This window comes from Cupriavidus basilensis, assembly GCF_029335485.1.
Classification (GTDB): Bacteria; Pseudomonadota; Gammaproteobacteria; order Burkholderiales; family Burkholderiaceae; genus Cupriavidus; species Cupriavidus basilensis_E.
This window is the reverse complement of record NZ_JARJLM010000020.1, coordinates 1-15,777: the sequence shown is the minus strand read 5'-3', so window position 1 is coordinate 15,777 and position 15,777 is coordinate 1. Positions and strand designations below refer to the sequence as shown.

The window sequence follows — 15,777 nt, the reverse complement described above, 5'->3', positions numbered from 1 at the left end:
CCACGCAAGCTCTGGCCTGTGTTCGCGGCCGTGCTGCTGGTTGCCGTGCTGGGCTGGTTCGGCTATCGCGCCATCGCGCCGGCCAATGCGGCGCCGCCCGCCACCTTCACGCTGCTGTCGGGCGAAAAGATCAGCACCGCCGATCTCAAGGGCAAGGTCTACCTGGTCAACTTCTGGGCCACCAGCTGCGTCACCTGCGTCAAGGAGATGCCGGAAATGGTCCGCACCTATGACAAGTTCAAGGGTAAGGGCCTGGAGTTCGTGGCGGTGGCAATGAGCTACGACCCGCCCATGTACGTGATGAACTATGCGCAAACGCGCCAGCTGCCGTTCAAGGTGGCGATGGATTCGGACGGTACCGCCGCCAAGGCATTCGGCGAAGTGCAGCTCACCCCCACCACCTTCGTGATCGACAAGGACGGGCACATCCTCAAGCGCTACGTTGGCGAACCCGAATGGGACGCGCTGCACAAGCTGCTCGATGGCGCACTCGCCAAGGCCGCCTGATACGCGCGGCCCCCCGCCCGCCCCGCCAGAAAGGTGCCTTCCATGGCACCTTTTTTGTTGCCATGACGATGCCGCGGCGGCCACGGCTTGCGCGCGCCGCCTGTATGGATATACAGTTACCGGCAGCTTTCTCCGCCCATGCCTGGCACTGCACCCGCGCAACCCGGCACCCCCAAAGGCCTTTGCCGTGTTACTCGATCCCGATCCCGCCGCCGCGCCTTGCGACGCACCCGCCATCAGGCGGCCCGATGCCGACGCCGTGAACGTCGCGGCGCAGGCGCCCGCCACGCCCGCCTACCTTGCCACGCTCAATCCGGAACAGCGCGCGGCCGTAACGCACGAGCCTGCGGCGCCGCTGCTGATCATTGCCGGCGCCGGCTCGGGCAAGACCAACACACTGGCGCACCGCGTCGCGCACCTGGTGCTGGGCGGCGCCGATCCGCGCCGCATCCTGCTGCTGACGTTCTCGCGCCGCGCGGCGTCGGAGATGGGGCGGCGGGTCGAACGCATCGTCGACCAGGCGCTCGGCATGCAGGCCTGCGGCGCGGGACGCGCGGCGCTGACCTGGTCGGGCACCTTCCACGCCATCGGCGCGCGCCTGTTGCGTGAATATGCGGAGACGCTCGGCCTGTCGCCCAGCTTCACCATCAGCGACCGCGGCGACGCCGCCGACCTGATGAATGTGGTGCGGCACGATCTCGGGCTGTCCGCGCAGGCCTCGCGGTTTCCGCGCAAGGAAACCTGCCTGTCGATCTATTCGCGCGTGGTCAACACGCAGGCCCCGCTCGAGGACGTGCTGAAGCAGTGGTTTCCGCGCTACGCCATGTGGACGGACGCGCTGCGCGGCCTGTTTGCCGGCTACGTGCAAGCCAAGCAAAAGCAGCAGGTGCTCGACTACGACGACCTGCTGCTCTACTGGGCCCAGGCGCTGGCCGAACCCGCGCTGGCGCAGGATATGGGCGCGCGTTTCGACCACGTGCTGGTGGACGAATACCAGGACACCAACGCGCTGCAGGCCGCCATCCTGCTCGCGCTCAAACCCGACGGGCGCGGCCTGACCGTGGTGGGCGACGATGCCCAGTCGATCTACGCCTTCCGCGGCGCCACGGTACGCAATATCCTCGATTTCCCCGCGCAGTTCGCGCCGCCGGCCGACATGGTCACGCTGTCGCAGAACTACCGCTCGACCCAGCCCATCCTGGCCGCCGCCAATGCGGTGATCGGCCTGGCGGCCGAGCGCTATACCAAGGACCTGTGGTCGGAGCGCGGCTCGGCCGAGAAACCGGACATCGTCGTGGTCAACGACGAAGCCGACCAGGCCCGCTATGTGGTCGAACAGATCCTGGCGCGGCGCGAAGCCGGGCTGGCGCTGCTGTCGCAGGCGGTGCTGTTCCGCGCCGCCGACCACAGCGCCCAGCTCGAGATCGAGCTGGTCCGGCGCAACATCCCCTTCGTCAAGTTCGGCGGCCTGAAATTCCTGGAATCCACCCACGTCAAGGATGTGCTGGCAGTGGTGCGCTGGCTGGAGAACCCGCGCGACCGCATGGCGGGCTTCCGCAGCCTGCAGCTATTGCCCGGCGTGGGGCCCAAGACCGCGGCACGCGTGCTCGATGCGGTCGAGATCGCCACCGAGCCGCTGTTCGCGCTGGAATCGTTCGAGGCGCCGCCCGCGGCGGCCGAAGCCTGGCCCGACCTGCTGGCGCTGGCGCGCAGCCTGATGGCGCCAGCCGCACCGTGGCCATCCGCCTTCGAGCAGGTGGTGGCGTGGTACCAGCCGCATCTGGAGCGGCTGCACGACGACGCCCCGGCCCGCGCGGCCGACCTGCAGCAGCTGGAACGCATCGCCGCCACCTACGCCTCGCGCGAACGCTTCCTGACCGAGCTCACGCTCGACCCGCCGGATGCCTCGAGCGACGAATCCGGCGTGCCGCTGCGCGACGAGGATTACCTGATCCTGTCCACCATCCACTCGGCCAAGGGCCAGGAATGGAAGGCGGTCTACGTGCTCAACGCGGTCGACGGCTGCATGCCTTCGGACCTGGCCACCGGCACCACCGAGGAAATCGAGGAAGAGCGCCGCCTGCTGTACGTGGCCATGACCCGCGCGCGCGACCACCTCGACATCGTGGTGCCGCAGCGCTTCTATGTGCACCAGCAGACCGGCTACGGCGACCGTCACGTCTATGCATCCCGCACGCGCTTCCTGCCCAACCGCGTGATGCCGCTGTTCCATAGCCGGGCCTGGCCGCCGCCTCCGCCGGTGGCGGACGCGCCTGCCAGGGCGCCGCTGCCCAAGCTGGATCTGGCCGGGCGCATGCGGGATATGTGGCGCTGAGCGGACGCGGCGCTACAGCCCGTAACGCTTGATCTTGTCGTACAGCGTGGCCTTGCCCACCTGCAACAGGTCCGCCGCCTGGCTGACCGCGCCGCCGGTGCGCGCCAGCGTATCGGCGATCACCGCGCGCTCGTAGTGCTCCATGCGCTCCTTGAGCGGAGTGGAGTCGTCGAGCGCATCGGCGCGCGTGCCGCCTTCGGGCACGCCCAGCACCAGGCGGTCGGCGGCGTTGCGCAGTTCGCGCACATTGCCGGGCCACGCGCGCTGCATCAGCGCCTGGCGCTGCAGCTCGGACAGGATGGGCGCCGGGCGCTGGTAGCGCACCGCCGCCACCAGCATGAAATGCTCGAACAGCGGCACGATGTCCTCGCGCCGCTCGCGCAGTGGCGGCAGCGGGATGGTCACCACGTTGAGCCGGTAGTAGAGATCCTGGCGGAACGTGCCTTGCGCCACCAGCGCTTCCATATCCCCCTTGGCCGCCGCCACGATGCGCACATCGATCGCGATCGAGGCATTGGACCCCAGCCGCTCCAGCGTGCCCTCCTGCAGCACGCGCAGCAGCTTGACCTGCAGCGCCAGCGGCATGCTTTCGATCTCGTCGAGGAACAGCGTGCCGCCCGAGGCATGCTCCAGCTTGCCTACGCGGCGCTTGCCGGCGCCGGTGAAGGCGCCCGCCTCGTGGCCGAACATCTCGCTCTCGAAGATAGCCTCGGGCACCGCGCCGCAATTCAGCGCGACAAAGGGCGCAAGATGCCGCGGCGACAAGGCATGCAGGCTGCGCGCCACCAGTTCCTTGCCGGTGCCGGTCTCGCCGTTGATCATCACCGGCACGTCGGTGGCGGCGACATTGGCCACCAGCGTGCGCACCTGCCCAATGGCCGGCGAGCGCCCGATGATGCGGGTACCCGCCGCCGGGCCGGCCAGCTCGCGCCGCAAGGCGTGGTTTTCCAGCTCCAGCGCGCGCCGCTCCAGCGCGCGGCGCACGGTCTCGGTCAGGCGGTCGGCGCCGAAAGGCTTCTCGATAAAGTCGTAGGCGCCTTCGCGCATGGCTTGTACCGCCATGGTGATATCGCCGTGCCCGGTGACCAGGATCACCGGCACGCCCGGTGCCGCGTTGCGGCAGTGCTGCAGCAGGTCCAGGCCGCTGGCGCCGGTCAGGCGCACATCCGTCACCAGCACGCCGGGGAAGTCCGGCGACAGGTGCGGCATGGCGGCTTCGGCCGAGGGCAGCGCCAGCACGGTGAAGCCAGCCAGCTCCAGGCTCTGCGCGGTAGCCTGGCGTACCAGGGGTTCGTCTTCGACGAACAGGACACGCAATCCGTCTTGCATGGCAATGCTCACTCAGTGTCAGTGTGGGAAGGAGAGATGGAATTGACGGCGGCGCGAGGCGCCGCGCCGTCGGGCGAGGGTGCGCGCCGCAGCACCACCACGAATTCCGCGCCGCCGCCGGGCCGGTCGGCCGCGCTCAGCTGGCCGCCGAACTCGCGCACGATCGACGTGGAGATGGCCAAACCGAGGCCCAGCCCCTGGCCGATCTCCTTGGTGGTGAAGAAGGGCTCGAACAGCCTCGGCAGCGCATCGGCGGCGATGCCGGTGCCATTGTCCCGCACCGCGATGGCGACGGTCTCGCCCTGCCCGGTGACCGCCACTTCCACGCACGGCCCGTCCGGCGCGGCAGCGGCCAGCGCGTCGAGCGCGTTGCCGAGCAGGTTGAGCAGCACCTGCTCCAGCTTGAGCTCGTCGGCCCACACCGCGGGCCCGGGCGGCTGCGACAGGCCCTCCACCTTCAGCGTGACCAGGGCGAGCCGCGGCGCCATCAGCGCCAGCACGTGATCCAGCGCGGCGCGCACATAGACCGCGTGGCGGCGCTGGCGCGCCTTGCCGGCAAACAGCTTGAGCTGCCCGGTGATCTTGCCCATGCGCTCGGTCAGGTCGGCGATGGCGGCCAGGTTGTCGGTGGCGGCGTCGAGCTTGCCGCGCTCCAGCAGCACGCGGGTATTGTCGGAAAACGTGCGCAGCGCCGCCAGCGGCTGGTTCAGCTCGTGCGTGATGCCAGCAGCCATCTGGCCCAGGGCGGCCAGCTTGCTGGCCTGCACCAGCTCGTCCTGCGCCGCGCGCAGCTCGCTCTCGGCGCGGGTACGCTCCGCCACCTCGGCCTCCAGCTGCTCGTTGATGGCCATCAGGTCGGCGGTGCGCGCCTCGACGCGGCGCTCGAGTTCGTCATAGGCGGCTTCGAGCAGGCGCCTGCCATACTCGATGTCGCGCGCGCGCTGCCTGCGCTGGCGCCAGTTGAACAGCAGCAGGCACATGCAGGCATAAGCCAGTGCCGCCGCCACCGTGGCATTGCGCGCGCTGGCCAGCACCGGGTCGAGCGCCGCCATCACCTGCATGGTCCAGTCGGCCGGGCCCACCTTGCGGCTGACCTCCAGGTAGCGCTCGGCACTGCCGCCGGCACCGATGCGCACCAGCCGCGCGCCCTCGCCCAGCACGGTCTTGCCGAGCCAGTGGGTGACCGGCGATTGCAGTGCTTCCAGCGGTAGCGGCCGGACCTGCTGGTCGTGGTACTGGCGGGTCCGGTCGAGTTCGGATTGCAGCTCGGGCGGCAGCGGCTGCAAGGTGCGGTACTGCCAGCCGGGCACCGACGAGAGAAAGATCACGCCATGGTCGTCGCTCACCATCACCGGCTCGGTACCCCCGGCGCCCGCGCGCTGGAACCATTCCAGGTTGAGCTTGACGACCGTCACGCCCACCACGCGGCCGCCCACCTTCACGGGTTGCGCAATGTAGTAGCCGGGTTCGTCGCTGGTGACGCCGATGGCATAGAAGCGCCCGATCTCGCCGCGTGCGGCGCTCTGGAAATACGGGCGGAAGCGGTAGTCGGTGCCGACGAAGCTGCCCGGCTGGTCATGGTTGCTGGCGGCCAGCGCGAGGCCATTCGCGGCGATCACATAGGTGGCCGAGGCGCGCGCGCGGCGGTTGACCTCGGCCAGGTAGCGGTTGGCCGCGGCCACGCGCGCGGGATCACCGGGCGCGGCCAGCAGGTCGTGTACGAAGGGATGGAGCGAGACCAGCGCGGGGAGGAACTCGTAGCGGTCGAGCGTGCTCTCCAGCGTGGCCGCGTAGCGGTCGGCGCGGGTGGCCGTGGTTTGCTGCAGGCCGTCGACGCCGCGCTGCACCGAAACCAGCCAGGTCAGCGAGCACAGCGCTACCAGGCCGGCGGCCAGCGCCGCGGCAAAGCCCCGCCAGGTACCGCCGCCGTCGCCGGGTGCATGCACCTGGCGGGCGGAAGCGGGATCATGCACGGCGAGGAAATCGTCGGAATGTGGCATCGGCGCAGGCGAAGGAACACGCGCCGATGATACCCGCTGGCGGGCCGCGCCGGCAGGCGCAGCCGCCCCGGAGGCCGGAACCTCAGCGGACGCCGGTGCCGGTGTCGGCAAGTTCGGCCGTTTCATCGCCGCCACGGCGCAGCATGCGGTCGAGCTGCGTGCGATCGAGCTCGCGCTCCCACGCCGACATCACCACCGTCGCCACGCCGTTGCCGATGATATTGGTCAGCGCGCGGCATTCGCTCATGAAGCGGTCGATGCCGAGGATCAGCACCATGCCCGCGACCGGGATATCCGGCACCACGGCCAGCGTGGCGGCCAGCGTGATAAAGCCGGAGCCGGTCACGCCGCTGGCGCCCTTGGAGGTGATCATCGCCACGCCCAGGATAGTGACCTGCTGCAGCAGCGTGAGTTCGATGCCGGTGGCCTGGGCGATGAAGATCACCGCCATGGTCATGTAGATATTGGTGCCGTCAAGGTTGAACGAGTAGCCCGTGGGCACCACCAGCCCCACCACCGATTTGGAGCAGCCCAGGTTCTCCAGCTTTTCCATCAGGTGCGGCAACGCCGCTTCCGACGAGCTGGTACCCAGCACGATCAGCAGCTCTTCCTTGATATAGGCGACAAAGCGGAAGATGGAGAAGCCGGTCAGGCGAGCCACCGTGCCCAGCACCACCACCACGAAGACGATCGCGGTGAAGTAGAAGGTGCCGATCAGCTTGAGCAGCGGCACCAGCGAACCCAGGCCGTACTTGCCGATGGTGAAGGCCATCGCGCCGAAGGCGCCGAGCGGCGCCACCTTGGTGATCACATGCACGATGTGGAAGAACACCTTGGAAACCTGCTCGACCAGATCGAACACGATCTTGGAGCGGTCGCCCATGGCCGCCAGCGCCGAGCCGAAGAACAGGGAAACCAGCAGGATCTGCAGGATGTCGCCGTTGGCGAAAGCACTGAAGATCGTGTCTGGGATGATATGCATGAAGAACTCGACCGTGCTCTGGCCGTGCGCCTTGGACACATATTGCGCGATCGACTTGGTATCGAGCGTGGCGGGATCGATATTGAACCCGACCCCCGGCTTGAGCGCATGCGCGGCCAGCAGGCCGATCAGCAGCGCAAAGGTGGAGATCACCTCGAAGTACAGCAGCGCCTTGCCGCCGACCCGGCCCACCTTCTTCATGTCGCGCATGCCGGCGATGCCGGACACCACGGTACAGAAGATGATCGGCCCGATGATCATCTTGATCAGCTTGATGAAACCGTCGCCCAACGGCTTCATCGCCACGCCCGTATCGGGCCAGTAATGCCCGAGCACGATACCGACCGCGATAGCGAACAGCACCTGCACGTACAGGATCTTGTAAAAGGGTTTCCTCATGATGTCGTCCTCGGTGTTTTGACCGTGCCTGCCGCCGCGGCGGCGGCAGGTCTGCACGCCCTTGCGGATGGAGCGCGTCTGCTAAAACGATCGCAACTGGCGTGCCAGCCGCAGGCACGGCGCCAAGTCACTGATTTCAAAAGAAAACGGTTGAAGCGACCGCGTCTTCACTCCAGTTTTCCGGAAATCCGGAAAACGCCGATCCGGAAATCCGGAAGATCCGGCTTGCATGGGTGCGCGCTACGCCACCCCTGGGACGGGCTAGTGTTGCGTGGCGTCGCGGCGGCAGTGCAAAGCGTCAAACCGACTCGCATGACGCCGTATAATTCAGCCCTTCCATCCATTTCCTGGCGGCCGGCACCCGGCCCTGGCCCCATCTGGCGCCGGATTGCCGCCGATACGCGCACCACGCATGAGCAGCTACTACCAGCACCACGTTTTCTTCTGCCTCAACCAGCGCGAGGACGGCGGCGCCTGCTGCGCCGATCACAACGCCAAGGCCATGCAGGAGTACGCCAAGAAGCGCTGCAAGGCGCTCGGCATTGCCGGCGGCGAAGGCCGCGTGCGCATCAACAAGGCCGGCTGCCTGAACCGCTGTGAACTCGGCCCGGTGCTGGTGGTCTATCCCGAGGCCGTCTGGTACACCTTCGTCGACGAGCAGGACATCGACGAGATCATCGACAGCCATCTGGTGGGCGGCAAGCCGGTCGAACGCCTGATGATCGATCGCCGACCGGCCGCAACGACGAACCGCTGAACCCGGGCGCCACCGCGCCTGGTTCCAGTCACCCCGCTTCCTGCTTCCATGAACGCGCATACCCAGGTACTCACCGTTACCGGCCCCGCCGGCGCCATCGACATCTCGGTCGACCTGCCCCAGTCCGAAGCCCCGCGCGGCCTGGCGCTGGTGGCCCATCCGCACCCGCTGTTCGGCGGCACCAAGGACAACAAGGTGGCGCAGACGCTGGCGCGCTCTTTCGTGCAGCTGGGCTATGCCACCGTGCGCCCCAACTTCCGTGGCGTCGGCGGCAGCGCAGGCACCCATGACAACGGCGTGGGCGAGCAGGACGACCTGCTGGCCGTGATTGCCTGGATGCGCACCCAGACCGCGTGGTCGCCGGATGCCGCCACGCTGCCGCTGGCGCTGGGCGGATTTTCCTTCGGCAGCTTCGTGGCCAGCCACGTGGCCCGGCGCCTGGCCGAAGCCGGCACGCCGGTGCAGCGCCTGGCCATGGTCGGGACCGCCGCCAGCCGCTGGGAAGTGGCGCCGGTGCCGGCCGACACCATCGTCATCCATGGCGAGCAGGACGACACCGTGCCGCTGGCCAGCGTGTTCGACTGGGCCCGCCCGCAGGAGCTGCCGGTGATCGTGATCCCCGGCGCCGACCACTTCTTTCACCGCAAGCTGCACCTGATCAAGCAGCTCGTCGTCAATGCGTGGGACCAGTGACCGGGCCGGCGCGCCGCGCCGCCATGTCGCCGGAAGCACTCTCCGCCCCCTTTTCTTTGTTGGAAATTGAAACATGTTGAATAGAGCCACGCCGTTTTTCGCGTCCGCCAACACGTCCGCCCTGGTCGCCGCCGCCGTCATCGGCACCGCCACCGTACTTGCAGCAGCCCCCGTGCGCGCCCAGGGCGTGCCGATGCCGCAGGTGGCGGCCAAGTCCTGGATGCTGTTTGACGTCACCAGCGGCCAGGCCCTGGCTTCGCAGAACGCGGATGTGCGCATCGAGCCGGCTTCGCTGACCAAGCTGATGACCGCCTACCTGGCCTTCGCGGCACTCAAGGAAAAGCGCCTCACGCTGGACCAGACCGTGGTGCCGACCACGATCGTGCAGAAGGTCAAGAGCGACGAATCGCGCATGTTCCTGGAAGCCAACAAGCCGGTCAGCGTGCAGGACCTGCTGCTGGGCCTGATCGTGCAGTCTGGCAATGACGCGGCGCTGGCGCTGGCCGAAGCCGTGGGCGGCTCGGAAGAAGGCTTTGTGGCGATGATGAATCGCGAGGCCCAGCGCATGGGCATGAAGAACACCCACTTCAGCAATACCGACGGCATTCCCGATCCGAACCACTACACCACGGCCATGGATCTGGCCACGCTGACCACGCGCATCGTCAAGGATTTCCCCGAGTACTACAGCATGTACTCGCAGAAGGAATTCACCTACAACAAGATCCGCCAGCCCAACCGCAACCGCCTGCTCTACATCGACCCCACCGTGGACGGCCTCAAGACCGGCCACACCAAGTCGGCCGGCTACTGCCTGATCTCATCGGCCAAGCGTCCGCTGGCCAATGTGCCGAACGGTTCGCGCCGCCTGGTCTCGATCGTGATCGGCACCGCCACCGAGTCGTCCCGCACGCAGGAAAGCCTGAAGATCCTCAATTACGGCTTCCAGTTCTTCGACACCCTGCGCCTGTACGACCGCGGCCAGGTACTGGCCACGCCCGATGTCTACAAGGGCAAGGCGTCCACCATCAAGATCGGCGTCAAGGAAGAGACCTACATCACCGTGCCCAAGGGCACGGGCAGCCGTATCAAGCCGGTGCTGGAGCGCCAGGAACTGCTGGTGGCCCCGATCGCCGCCGGACAGCAGGTCGGCACGGTCAAGCTGATGGACGGCGCCACCAAGGTGGCCGAGTTCCCGGTGGTGGCGCTGGAAGAAGTGCCGGAGGCAGGCTTCTTCGGCCGCCTGTGGGATACCATCCGCCTGTGGTTCAAGCGCAAGTAAGGAGGGCTCCGACATGAGCGCCGACAATTCCGACAAGGGCACGCCGGGCAACATCCCGCCGCGCGAGTCGCTGATCGAATATCCCAGCCATTTCCCCATCAAGGTGATGGGGAGCATGCAGGACGGCTTCGCCGAAGCCATCGTGACGCTGGTGCAGGGCTTCGATCCCGGCTTCCACGCCGGCAAGATGGAAATGCGCCCCTCGAGCAAGGGCAACTACCTCGGCCTGACCGTCACGGTATGGGTCACCAGCCGCGAGCAGCTCGACGACCTGTACCGCGCGCTGACTTCGCACCCGATGGTCAAGGTGGTGCTGTAGGCGGATGAGCGAGGGCAGGCCGGGGCTGTACCGGGCTTGCCGGTGTCGTCCCGCTCCCGCTGCCGAGCTCCCCTCTCCCGCTTGCGCGAGGGATTGGGGCAGTGGGAGCCACAACCCTCGGGCACTTCAGGCGGCGTTGGTGCACCGCTCGGCCCCGTTTGGCGCTTCCATGCCTTTGCTGCCGAATCCCCGGCAGACCCAGAACAACAAACCATGAACACCATCACCCTCAAGCCCGGCAAGGAAAAATCCCTGCTGCGCCGCCATCCCTGGGTCTACGCCACCGGCGTGGCCGCCACCGAAGGCCGCTGCGAACCCGGCAGCACCGTGATCGTCCGTGCCGCGGATGGCCGCTTCCTGGCACGCGGCGCCTACAGCCCCTCCTCCCAGATCCGTGTGCGGGCGTGGACCTTCGACGAGAACGAGCCGGTCGACCACGCCATGTTCAAGCGGCGCGTGTCCGCCGCGCTGGCCCATCGCAAGCAGTGGGTGAAGGACAGCGACGCCGTGCGGCTGATCTTCGGCGAAGCCGACCGCCTGCCCGGGCTGATCGTCGATCACTACGGCAGCGGTGCCAACGGCCAGCTGGTATGCCAGTTCAACTCGGCCGGCGTGGAAGCCTGGAAAGACGCGCTAGTGCAGGCGCTCGTCAAGGAAACCGGCTGCCCCAACGTGTACGAACGCTCGGATGCCGCCGTGCGCGAGCGCGAAGGCCTGCCGCTGGTGACCGGCGTGCTGGCCGGCGCCGAGCCGGACCCGGAACTCAGCGTCACCGAGCACGGCGTGCGCTACTACGTGGACGTGAGGAGCGGCCACAAGACCGGCTTCTACGTCGACCAGCGCGACAACCGCAAGCTGGTGGGCGACCTCGCCAATGGCCGCGAAGTGCTCAACTGCTTCTGCTACACCGGTGGCTTCTCGCTGGCGGCGCTGCGCGGCGGCGCCACTTCGGTGACCTCGATCGACTCTTCCGGCGAGGCGCTCAAGATCGCAGCGAGCAATGTCTCCCTGAACGGTTTCGACGCCGAACGCGCCACCTGGCTCGACGCCGATGTGTTCAAGTCGCTGCGCCAGTTCCGCGCCGAAGGCCGTCAGTTCGACCTCGTGGTGCTCGACCCGCCGAAGTTCGCCCCCTCGGCCCAGCACATCGACCGCGCCGCGCGTGCCTACAAGGAGATCAACCTGGTCGGCATGCAGTTGCTGCGCCCGGGCGGCCTGCTGTTCACCTACTCCTGCTCGGGCGCGATCAGCATGGAACTGTTCCAGAAGATCGTGGCGGGCGCAGCCACCGACGCGCGCGTCGATGCGCGCATCCTGCGCCGCCTGTCCGCCGGCACCGACCACCCGATGCTGGCAGCCTTCCCGGAAGGCGAGTACCTGAAGGGCTTGCTGCTGGAAAAGATCTGAAGCACCTTGCCCCGATCGACGGCGCCCGCGGGCGCCGTTTTTCATGCGCCGCGCGCGGCCGCACGCCATCGATGCAACCGTCATCCCGCTTTCATGCGAGCGTCTTCAGCCCGTCACAGACGGGACCTATAGTCCGGTGTGCGGACGCGGCATTGGCAGGTGCCCTTCCGTCTCTTCCTATCAGTCTTCGTGGTAGTTGCCCCGCGGCGTAGCGGGGTTTTTTTTGCTCGCACGGATCGCCGGGAGGCAAGCGAAGCGCCCACGGCATGCCGCATCGCGCAGCCCGGTTTCTTCCTTGTTGAAGCGCGCGCCGGACCACCCATGCCGGGGCGCACGGCTTCGCCCCCCGCGCCGTTGGACTATGGTGGAGAGAAGCGACCGTCCCGGCATAGATTGCCCCTTCTAACGCCCGCAAGCCGAAACTACCTATAATCGAACGATCGTTCACATCCAGGGCGCCGCCGGCGCCCGCACGTGGTTCAGGAGACACCATGCCCGCCGCCAAACAACTGCCCCAGGCCCTGCAAAACCTGGCGCTGCCCGTGATTTCCTCGCCGATGTTCATCGTCAGCTACCCGGAACTGGTGCTGGCGCAATGCAAGGCCGGCATCGTCGGCTCCTTCCCCGCGCTGAATGCGCGTCCGGCCGAGATGCTGGGCGAGTGGCTGACGCAAATGGAGGAGGAACTCGCCAGCTTCCGCGCCGCCAACCCGGGCCAGCCGGTGGGGCCGATCGCCGTCAACCAGATCGTGCACGCGTCCAATGTGCGGCTGGAGCACGACGTCAAGGTGTGCGTGGACCACAAGGTGCCGATCTTCATTACCTCGCTGCGCGCCCCGCCCAAGGAGATGATCGACGCGGTGCACAGCTACGGCGGCATCGTGCTGCACGACGTCATCAGCATCCGCCACGCCGAGAAGGCCATCGAGGCCGGCGTGGACGGCCTGATCCTGGTGGCGGCCGGCGCCGGCGGCCATGCCGGCACGCTGTCGCCGTTCGCGCTGGTGGGCGAAGTGCGCAAGATCTTCGACGGCGTGATCGCGCTGTCGGGCTCCATCGCCACCGGTGAATCGGTGCTGGCCGCGCAGGCCATGGGCGCGGACTTCGCCTATGTGGGCACGCGCTTTATCGCCTCGCAGGAAGCGCACGCCAGCGAGGCCTACAAGCAGTCGATCACCACCTCGGCCGCTGCCGACATCATCTACACCAACCTGTTCACCGGCGTGCACGGCAATTACATCCGCGAGAGCATCGAGGCGTCCGGGCTGGACCCGCAAAACCTGCCCGAGGCAGACAAGACCAAGATGGACTTCTCCAGCGGCGCCTCCAAGGCCAAGGCGTGGAAGGACGTCTGGGGCGCCGGCCAGGGCGTGGGCCAGATCCACGACATCCCCACCGCCGGCGAAATCGTGGCGCGCATGCAGGCCGAGTACAACGAGGCCCGTGCCCGCCTGGGACTCGCGGTCTGAGCGCATTGCACTGTCCTGCGCGCCGGGCGGCGGCAACGCCGGCGCGATGCGCGGCGGCCGCGCTCAGTCGTAACGCCGCGCGTCCTCGATCACCTTGCCATCCTGCGGCAGCGAACCCGCCGCCACGAAGCGCACCTCGCCGCGCAGCCGCATCACTTCGCGCAGTGATTCGCCGATGGCCTGCGCCAGGCCGGCATCGTCGCGGGTGGCATCGCAATGCAGGGTCATGACGTCGGCGCCCACGCTGCCCGTCACCACCAGGCGCGCGGCGCGCACCTCCGGATGGCGCCGCACTACCTCGCCCACCTGCCCGGGATGCACGAACATGCCCTTGACCTTGGTGGTCTGGTCGGCGCGGCCCAGCCAGCCCTTCAGGCGTACGTTGGTGCGCCCGCACGGACTGGCGCGCTCGCCTGAGCCGGCCACGAACGCGGACAGGTCGCCCGTGCCGAAGCGGATCAGCGGATAGTCGCCATTGCCCAGCACCGTCACCACCACCTCGCCGGTCTCGCCCTCGGGCAGCGGCTGCGTGCCGCCCGGCTCGACGATCTCCACCAGCACGTTCTCGTCCACCACCCAGCCGTCGCCCCCCTGGGTCTCGTAGGCGATCAGGCCCACGTCGGCGCTGCCATACATCTGCTGCACCCGGATGCCGCGCTCGCCGAACCAGGCGCGCAGCGAGGGCGGCAGCGCCTCGCCGGATACCAGCGCCTTGCCCAGGCCAGGGCAAGGCAGGCCGAGTTCGTCACCCTTTTCCAGCAGCAGCTTGAGAAAGGACGGGGTGCCCGCATAAGCCGCCGGCTGCAGGCTGGCCAGCGCCTGCACCTGCGATTCGGTCTGCCCCACGCCAGCGGGAAACACGCAGCAACCCAGGCGATGGGCACCGCTTTCCATCATCATGCCGGCCGGCGTGAAATGGTAGGAGAAGGTGTTGTAGACGAGATCGCCCGCGCGGAAGCCCGCCGCGAACATGGCGCGGGCGATGCGCCACCAGTCGGCGCCATGCCCGTCCGGCTCGTGGATCGGACCCGGAGACTGGAAGATATGCCGCAGCCCGCCCAGCGGCGTCGCGTTGAGCCCGCCCAGCGGCGGCATCGCCTTCTGCCGCGCCGTCAGCTCGGACTTGCGCGTCACCGGCAACGCCGCCAGCGCCGCGCGCGAGTCCAGCCCGCGCGGATCCACCTCGCGCAGGACCTCGGCAAAATAAGGCGCATGCGCCTTGGCATGCGCAACCTGGCGCGACAGCGCCGCCAGCAAGGCCTGTGCGCGGACGTCGGGGGCACGTGTTTCCAGGGAATCGAAGTGTTCAGACATGGTGCGTGATTGGCATGGATGAGTCGCGTGAGGCGTCGCTCACGGTTCGGCGCTCGGTTTGCAATGGCATGCCCTGTTCAGGCCAGCCATCTCTTGCGGCGGCGATAGCTTTTTACGTCGCGGAAGGAAGTGCGGCCGCCGCCTTCCCCATCATTGGCCGTCACCCCCAGGTAGAACTCCTTCACGTCCTCATTCGTGCGCAGCGCCTCGGCCGCGCCGTCCATCACGACGCGGCCGTTCTCCAGGATGTAGCCGTAGTCGGCATAGCGCAGCGCCACCATGGTGTTCTGCTCGGCCAGCAGGAAGCTGACCTGCTCGCGCTGGTTGAGGTCGCGCACGATCTCGAAGATCTCCTCGACGATCTGCGGCGCCAGCCCCATCGAGGGCTCGTCGAGCAGGATCATGCTGGGCTTGGCCATCATGGCCCGCCCGATCGCGCACATCTGCTGCTCGCCGCCCGAGGTGTAGCCTGCCTGCGACTTGCGGCGCGTCTTCAGGCGCGGGAAATAGTCGTAGATGCGTTCCAGCGCGTCGCGCGTTTCGGTGCGCGACAAGCCGCGCGTGTAAGCGCCGGTCAGCAGGTTTTCCTCGATGGTCAGATGGGCAAAGCAATGGCGCCCTTCCATCACCTGGATCACGCCGCGCTTGACCAGTTCGTTCGGCGTGAGCCGGTCGACGCGGTTGCCGCGATATTCGATCGAGCCCTTGGTGACGTCGCCGCGCTCGGCATGCAGCAGGTTGGAGATGGCCTTGAGCGTGGTGGTCTTGCCCGCGCCGTTGGCGCCGAGCAGCGCCACGATCCGGCCCTCCGGCACGTCGAGCGAAACGCCCTTGAGCACCAGGATCACATGGTCGTAGATGACTTCGATATTGTTGACGGACAACAGGCTCATGATGCGGCTCGGTTGGTGGTTCGTGGCTTGCGGAGGCGGTCGTCATGGCGTCGCCCGCAGCGCTTCCGGCTCTCCCGCTTGCGGGAGGATT

Annotated in this window: 13 protein-coding genes; 8 read left to right on the top strand and 5 right to left on the bottom strand. The window is 67.7% G+C overall.

Annotated elements, in window-relative coordinates:
• A partial coding sequence (locus P3W85_RS01605) for a TlpA disulfide reductase family protein (RefSeq protein WP_276263484.1) occupies positions 1-507 on the top strand: 507 nt, incomplete at its 5' end.
• A 235-nt stretch (positions 508-742) separates the two neighbouring features.
• Positions 743-2,842, top strand: coding sequence for an ATP-dependent helicase (locus P3W85_RS01600; protein WP_276263485.1), 2,100 nt, complete (start codon positions 743-745; stop codon positions 2,840-2,842).
• Positions 2,843-2,854: 12 nt separating this feature from the next.
• Here P3W85_RS01600 and P3W85_RS01595 read toward each other — a convergent pair whose 3' ends face one another.
• The 3 genes from P3W85_RS01595 to P3W85_RS01585 all read right to left on the bottom strand — a co-directional run bounded on the left by P3W85_RS01595 (position 2,855) and on the right by P3W85_RS01585 (position 7,552).
• Positions 2,855-4,171 carry a sigma-54-dependent transcriptional regulator gene (locus P3W85_RS01595; RefSeq protein ID WP_276263483.1) on the bottom strand — a complete coding sequence of 439 codons (1,317 nt, stop codon included), beginning with the start codon at positions 4,169-4,171 and terminating at the stop codon, positions 2,855-2,857.
• A gap of 8 nt (positions 4,172-4,179) precedes the next feature.
• Positions 4,180-6,171, bottom strand: a complete 1,992-nt coding sequence (locus P3W85_RS01590; protein ID WP_276263482.1) for a sensor histidine kinase — start codon at positions 6,169-6,171, stop codon at positions 4,180-4,182.
• Between the two features lie 82 nt (positions 6,172-6,253).
• A complete protein-coding gene (locus P3W85_RS01585) occupies positions 6,254-7,552 on the bottom strand; it encodes a dicarboxylate/amino acid:cation symporter (RefSeq protein WP_035806708.1) in 1,299 nt (432 codons plus the stop codon).
• Between the two features lie 412 nt (positions 7,553-7,964).
• Between P3W85_RS01585 and P3W85_RS01580 the strand changes: the two genes are divergently transcribed.
• The 6 genes from P3W85_RS01580 (at position 7,965) to P3W85_RS01555 (ending at position 13,479) form a co-directional block, all read left to right on the top strand.
• The gene (locus P3W85_RS01580) at positions 7,965-8,309 is read left to right on the top strand and encodes a (2Fe-2S) ferredoxin domain-containing protein (protein WP_017224669.1); all 345 of its coding nucleotides are present in this window, start codon (positions 7,965-7,967) and stop codon (positions 8,307-8,309) included.
• A 48-nt stretch (positions 8,310-8,357) separates the two neighbouring features.
• Positions 8,358-9,002 (top strand): alpha/beta hydrolase, encoded by a 645-nt coding sequence (locus P3W85_RS01575; protein WP_017224670.1) that lies wholly within the window; start codon positions 8,358-8,360, stop codon positions 9,000-9,002.
• Positions 9,003-9,075: 73 nt separating this feature from the next.
• On the top strand, positions 9,076-10,284 hold the full coding sequence (locus tag P3W85_RS01570) for a D-alanyl-D-alanine carboxypeptidase family protein (RefSeq protein WP_017224671.1): 1,209 nt from the start codon (positions 9,076-9,078) through the stop codon (positions 10,282-10,284).
• 13 nt (positions 10,285-10,297) lie between these two features.
• Positions 10,298-10,603 carry a YbeD family protein gene (locus P3W85_RS01565; protein ID WP_017224672.1) on the top strand — a complete coding sequence of 102 codons (306 nt, stop codon included), beginning with the start codon at positions 10,298-10,300 and terminating at the stop codon, positions 10,601-10,603.
• Between the two features lie 213 nt (positions 10,604-10,816).
• Positions 10,817-12,010 carry a class I SAM-dependent rRNA methyltransferase gene (locus tag P3W85_RS01560; protein WP_276263481.1) on the top strand — a complete coding sequence of 398 codons (1,194 nt, stop codon included), beginning with the start codon at positions 10,817-10,819 and terminating at the stop codon, positions 12,008-12,010.
• 491 nt (positions 12,011-12,501) lie between these two features.
• Positions 12,502-13,479, top strand: coding sequence for an NAD(P)H-dependent flavin oxidoreductase (locus P3W85_RS01555; protein WP_276263480.1), 978 nt, complete (start codon positions 12,502-12,504; stop codon positions 13,477-13,479).
• A 63-nt stretch (positions 13,480-13,542) separates the two neighbouring features.
• Here the strand turns inward: P3W85_RS01555 and P3W85_RS01550 are convergent, their stop codons facing one another.
• Positions 13,543-14,793 carry a phenylacetate--CoA ligase family protein gene (locus P3W85_RS01550; protein ID WP_035806705.1) on the bottom strand — a complete coding sequence of 417 codons (1,251 nt, stop codon included), beginning with the start codon at positions 14,791-14,793 and terminating at the stop codon, positions 13,543-13,545.
• A gap of 77 nt (positions 14,794-14,870) precedes the next feature.
• A complete protein-coding gene (locus P3W85_RS01545; RefSeq protein ID WP_276263479.1) occupies positions 14,871-15,686 on the bottom strand; it encodes an ABC transporter ATP-binding protein in 816 nt (271 codons plus the stop codon).
• Positions 15,687-15,777: the final 91 nt, after the last annotated feature.

What these genes read in the sequence shown, in the direction of transcription:
- P3W85_RS01595 (WP_276263483.1), bottom strand. Translation starts at nt 4,171, where the DNA reads ATGCAAGACGGATTGCGTGTCCTGTTCGTCGAAGACGAACCCCTGGTA.
- P3W85_RS01590 (WP_276263482.1), bottom strand. Translation starts at nt 6,171, where the DNA reads ATGCCACATTCCGACGATTTCCTCGCCGTGCATGATCCCGCTTCCGCC.
- P3W85_RS01585 (WP_035806708.1), bottom strand. Translation starts at nt 7,552, where the DNA reads ATGAGGAAACCCTTTTACAAGATCCTGTACGTGCAGGTGCTGTTCGCT.
- P3W85_RS01580 (WP_017224669.1), top strand. Translation starts at nt 7,965, where the DNA reads ATGAGCAGCTACTACCAGCACCACGTTTTCTTCTGCCTCAACCAGCGC.
- P3W85_RS01575 (WP_017224670.1), top strand. Translation starts at nt 8,358, where the DNA reads ATGAACGCGCATACCCAGGTACTCACCGTTACCGGCCCCGCCGGCGCC.
- P3W85_RS01570 (WP_017224671.1), top strand. Translation starts at nt 9,076, where the DNA reads ATGTTGAATAGAGCCACGCCGTTTTTCGCGTCCGCCAACACGTCCGCC.
- P3W85_RS01565 (WP_017224672.1), top strand. Translation starts at nt 10,298, where the DNA reads ATGAGCGCCGACAATTCCGACAAGGGCACGCCGGGCAACATCCCGCCG.
- P3W85_RS01560 (WP_276263481.1), top strand. Translation starts at nt 10,817, where the DNA reads ATGAACACCATCACCCTCAAGCCCGGCAAGGAAAAATCCCTGCTGCGC.
- P3W85_RS01555 (WP_276263480.1), top strand. Translation starts at nt 12,502, where the DNA reads ATGCCCGCCGCCAAACAACTGCCCCAGGCCCTGCAAAACCTGGCGCTG.
- P3W85_RS01550 (WP_035806705.1), bottom strand. Translation starts at nt 14,793, where the DNA reads ATGTCTGAACACTTCGATTCCCTGGAAACACGTGCCCCCGACGTCCGC.
- P3W85_RS01545 (WP_276263479.1), bottom strand. Translation starts at nt 15,686, where the DNA reads ATGAGCCTGTTGTCCGTCAACAATATCGAAGTCATCTACGACCATGTG.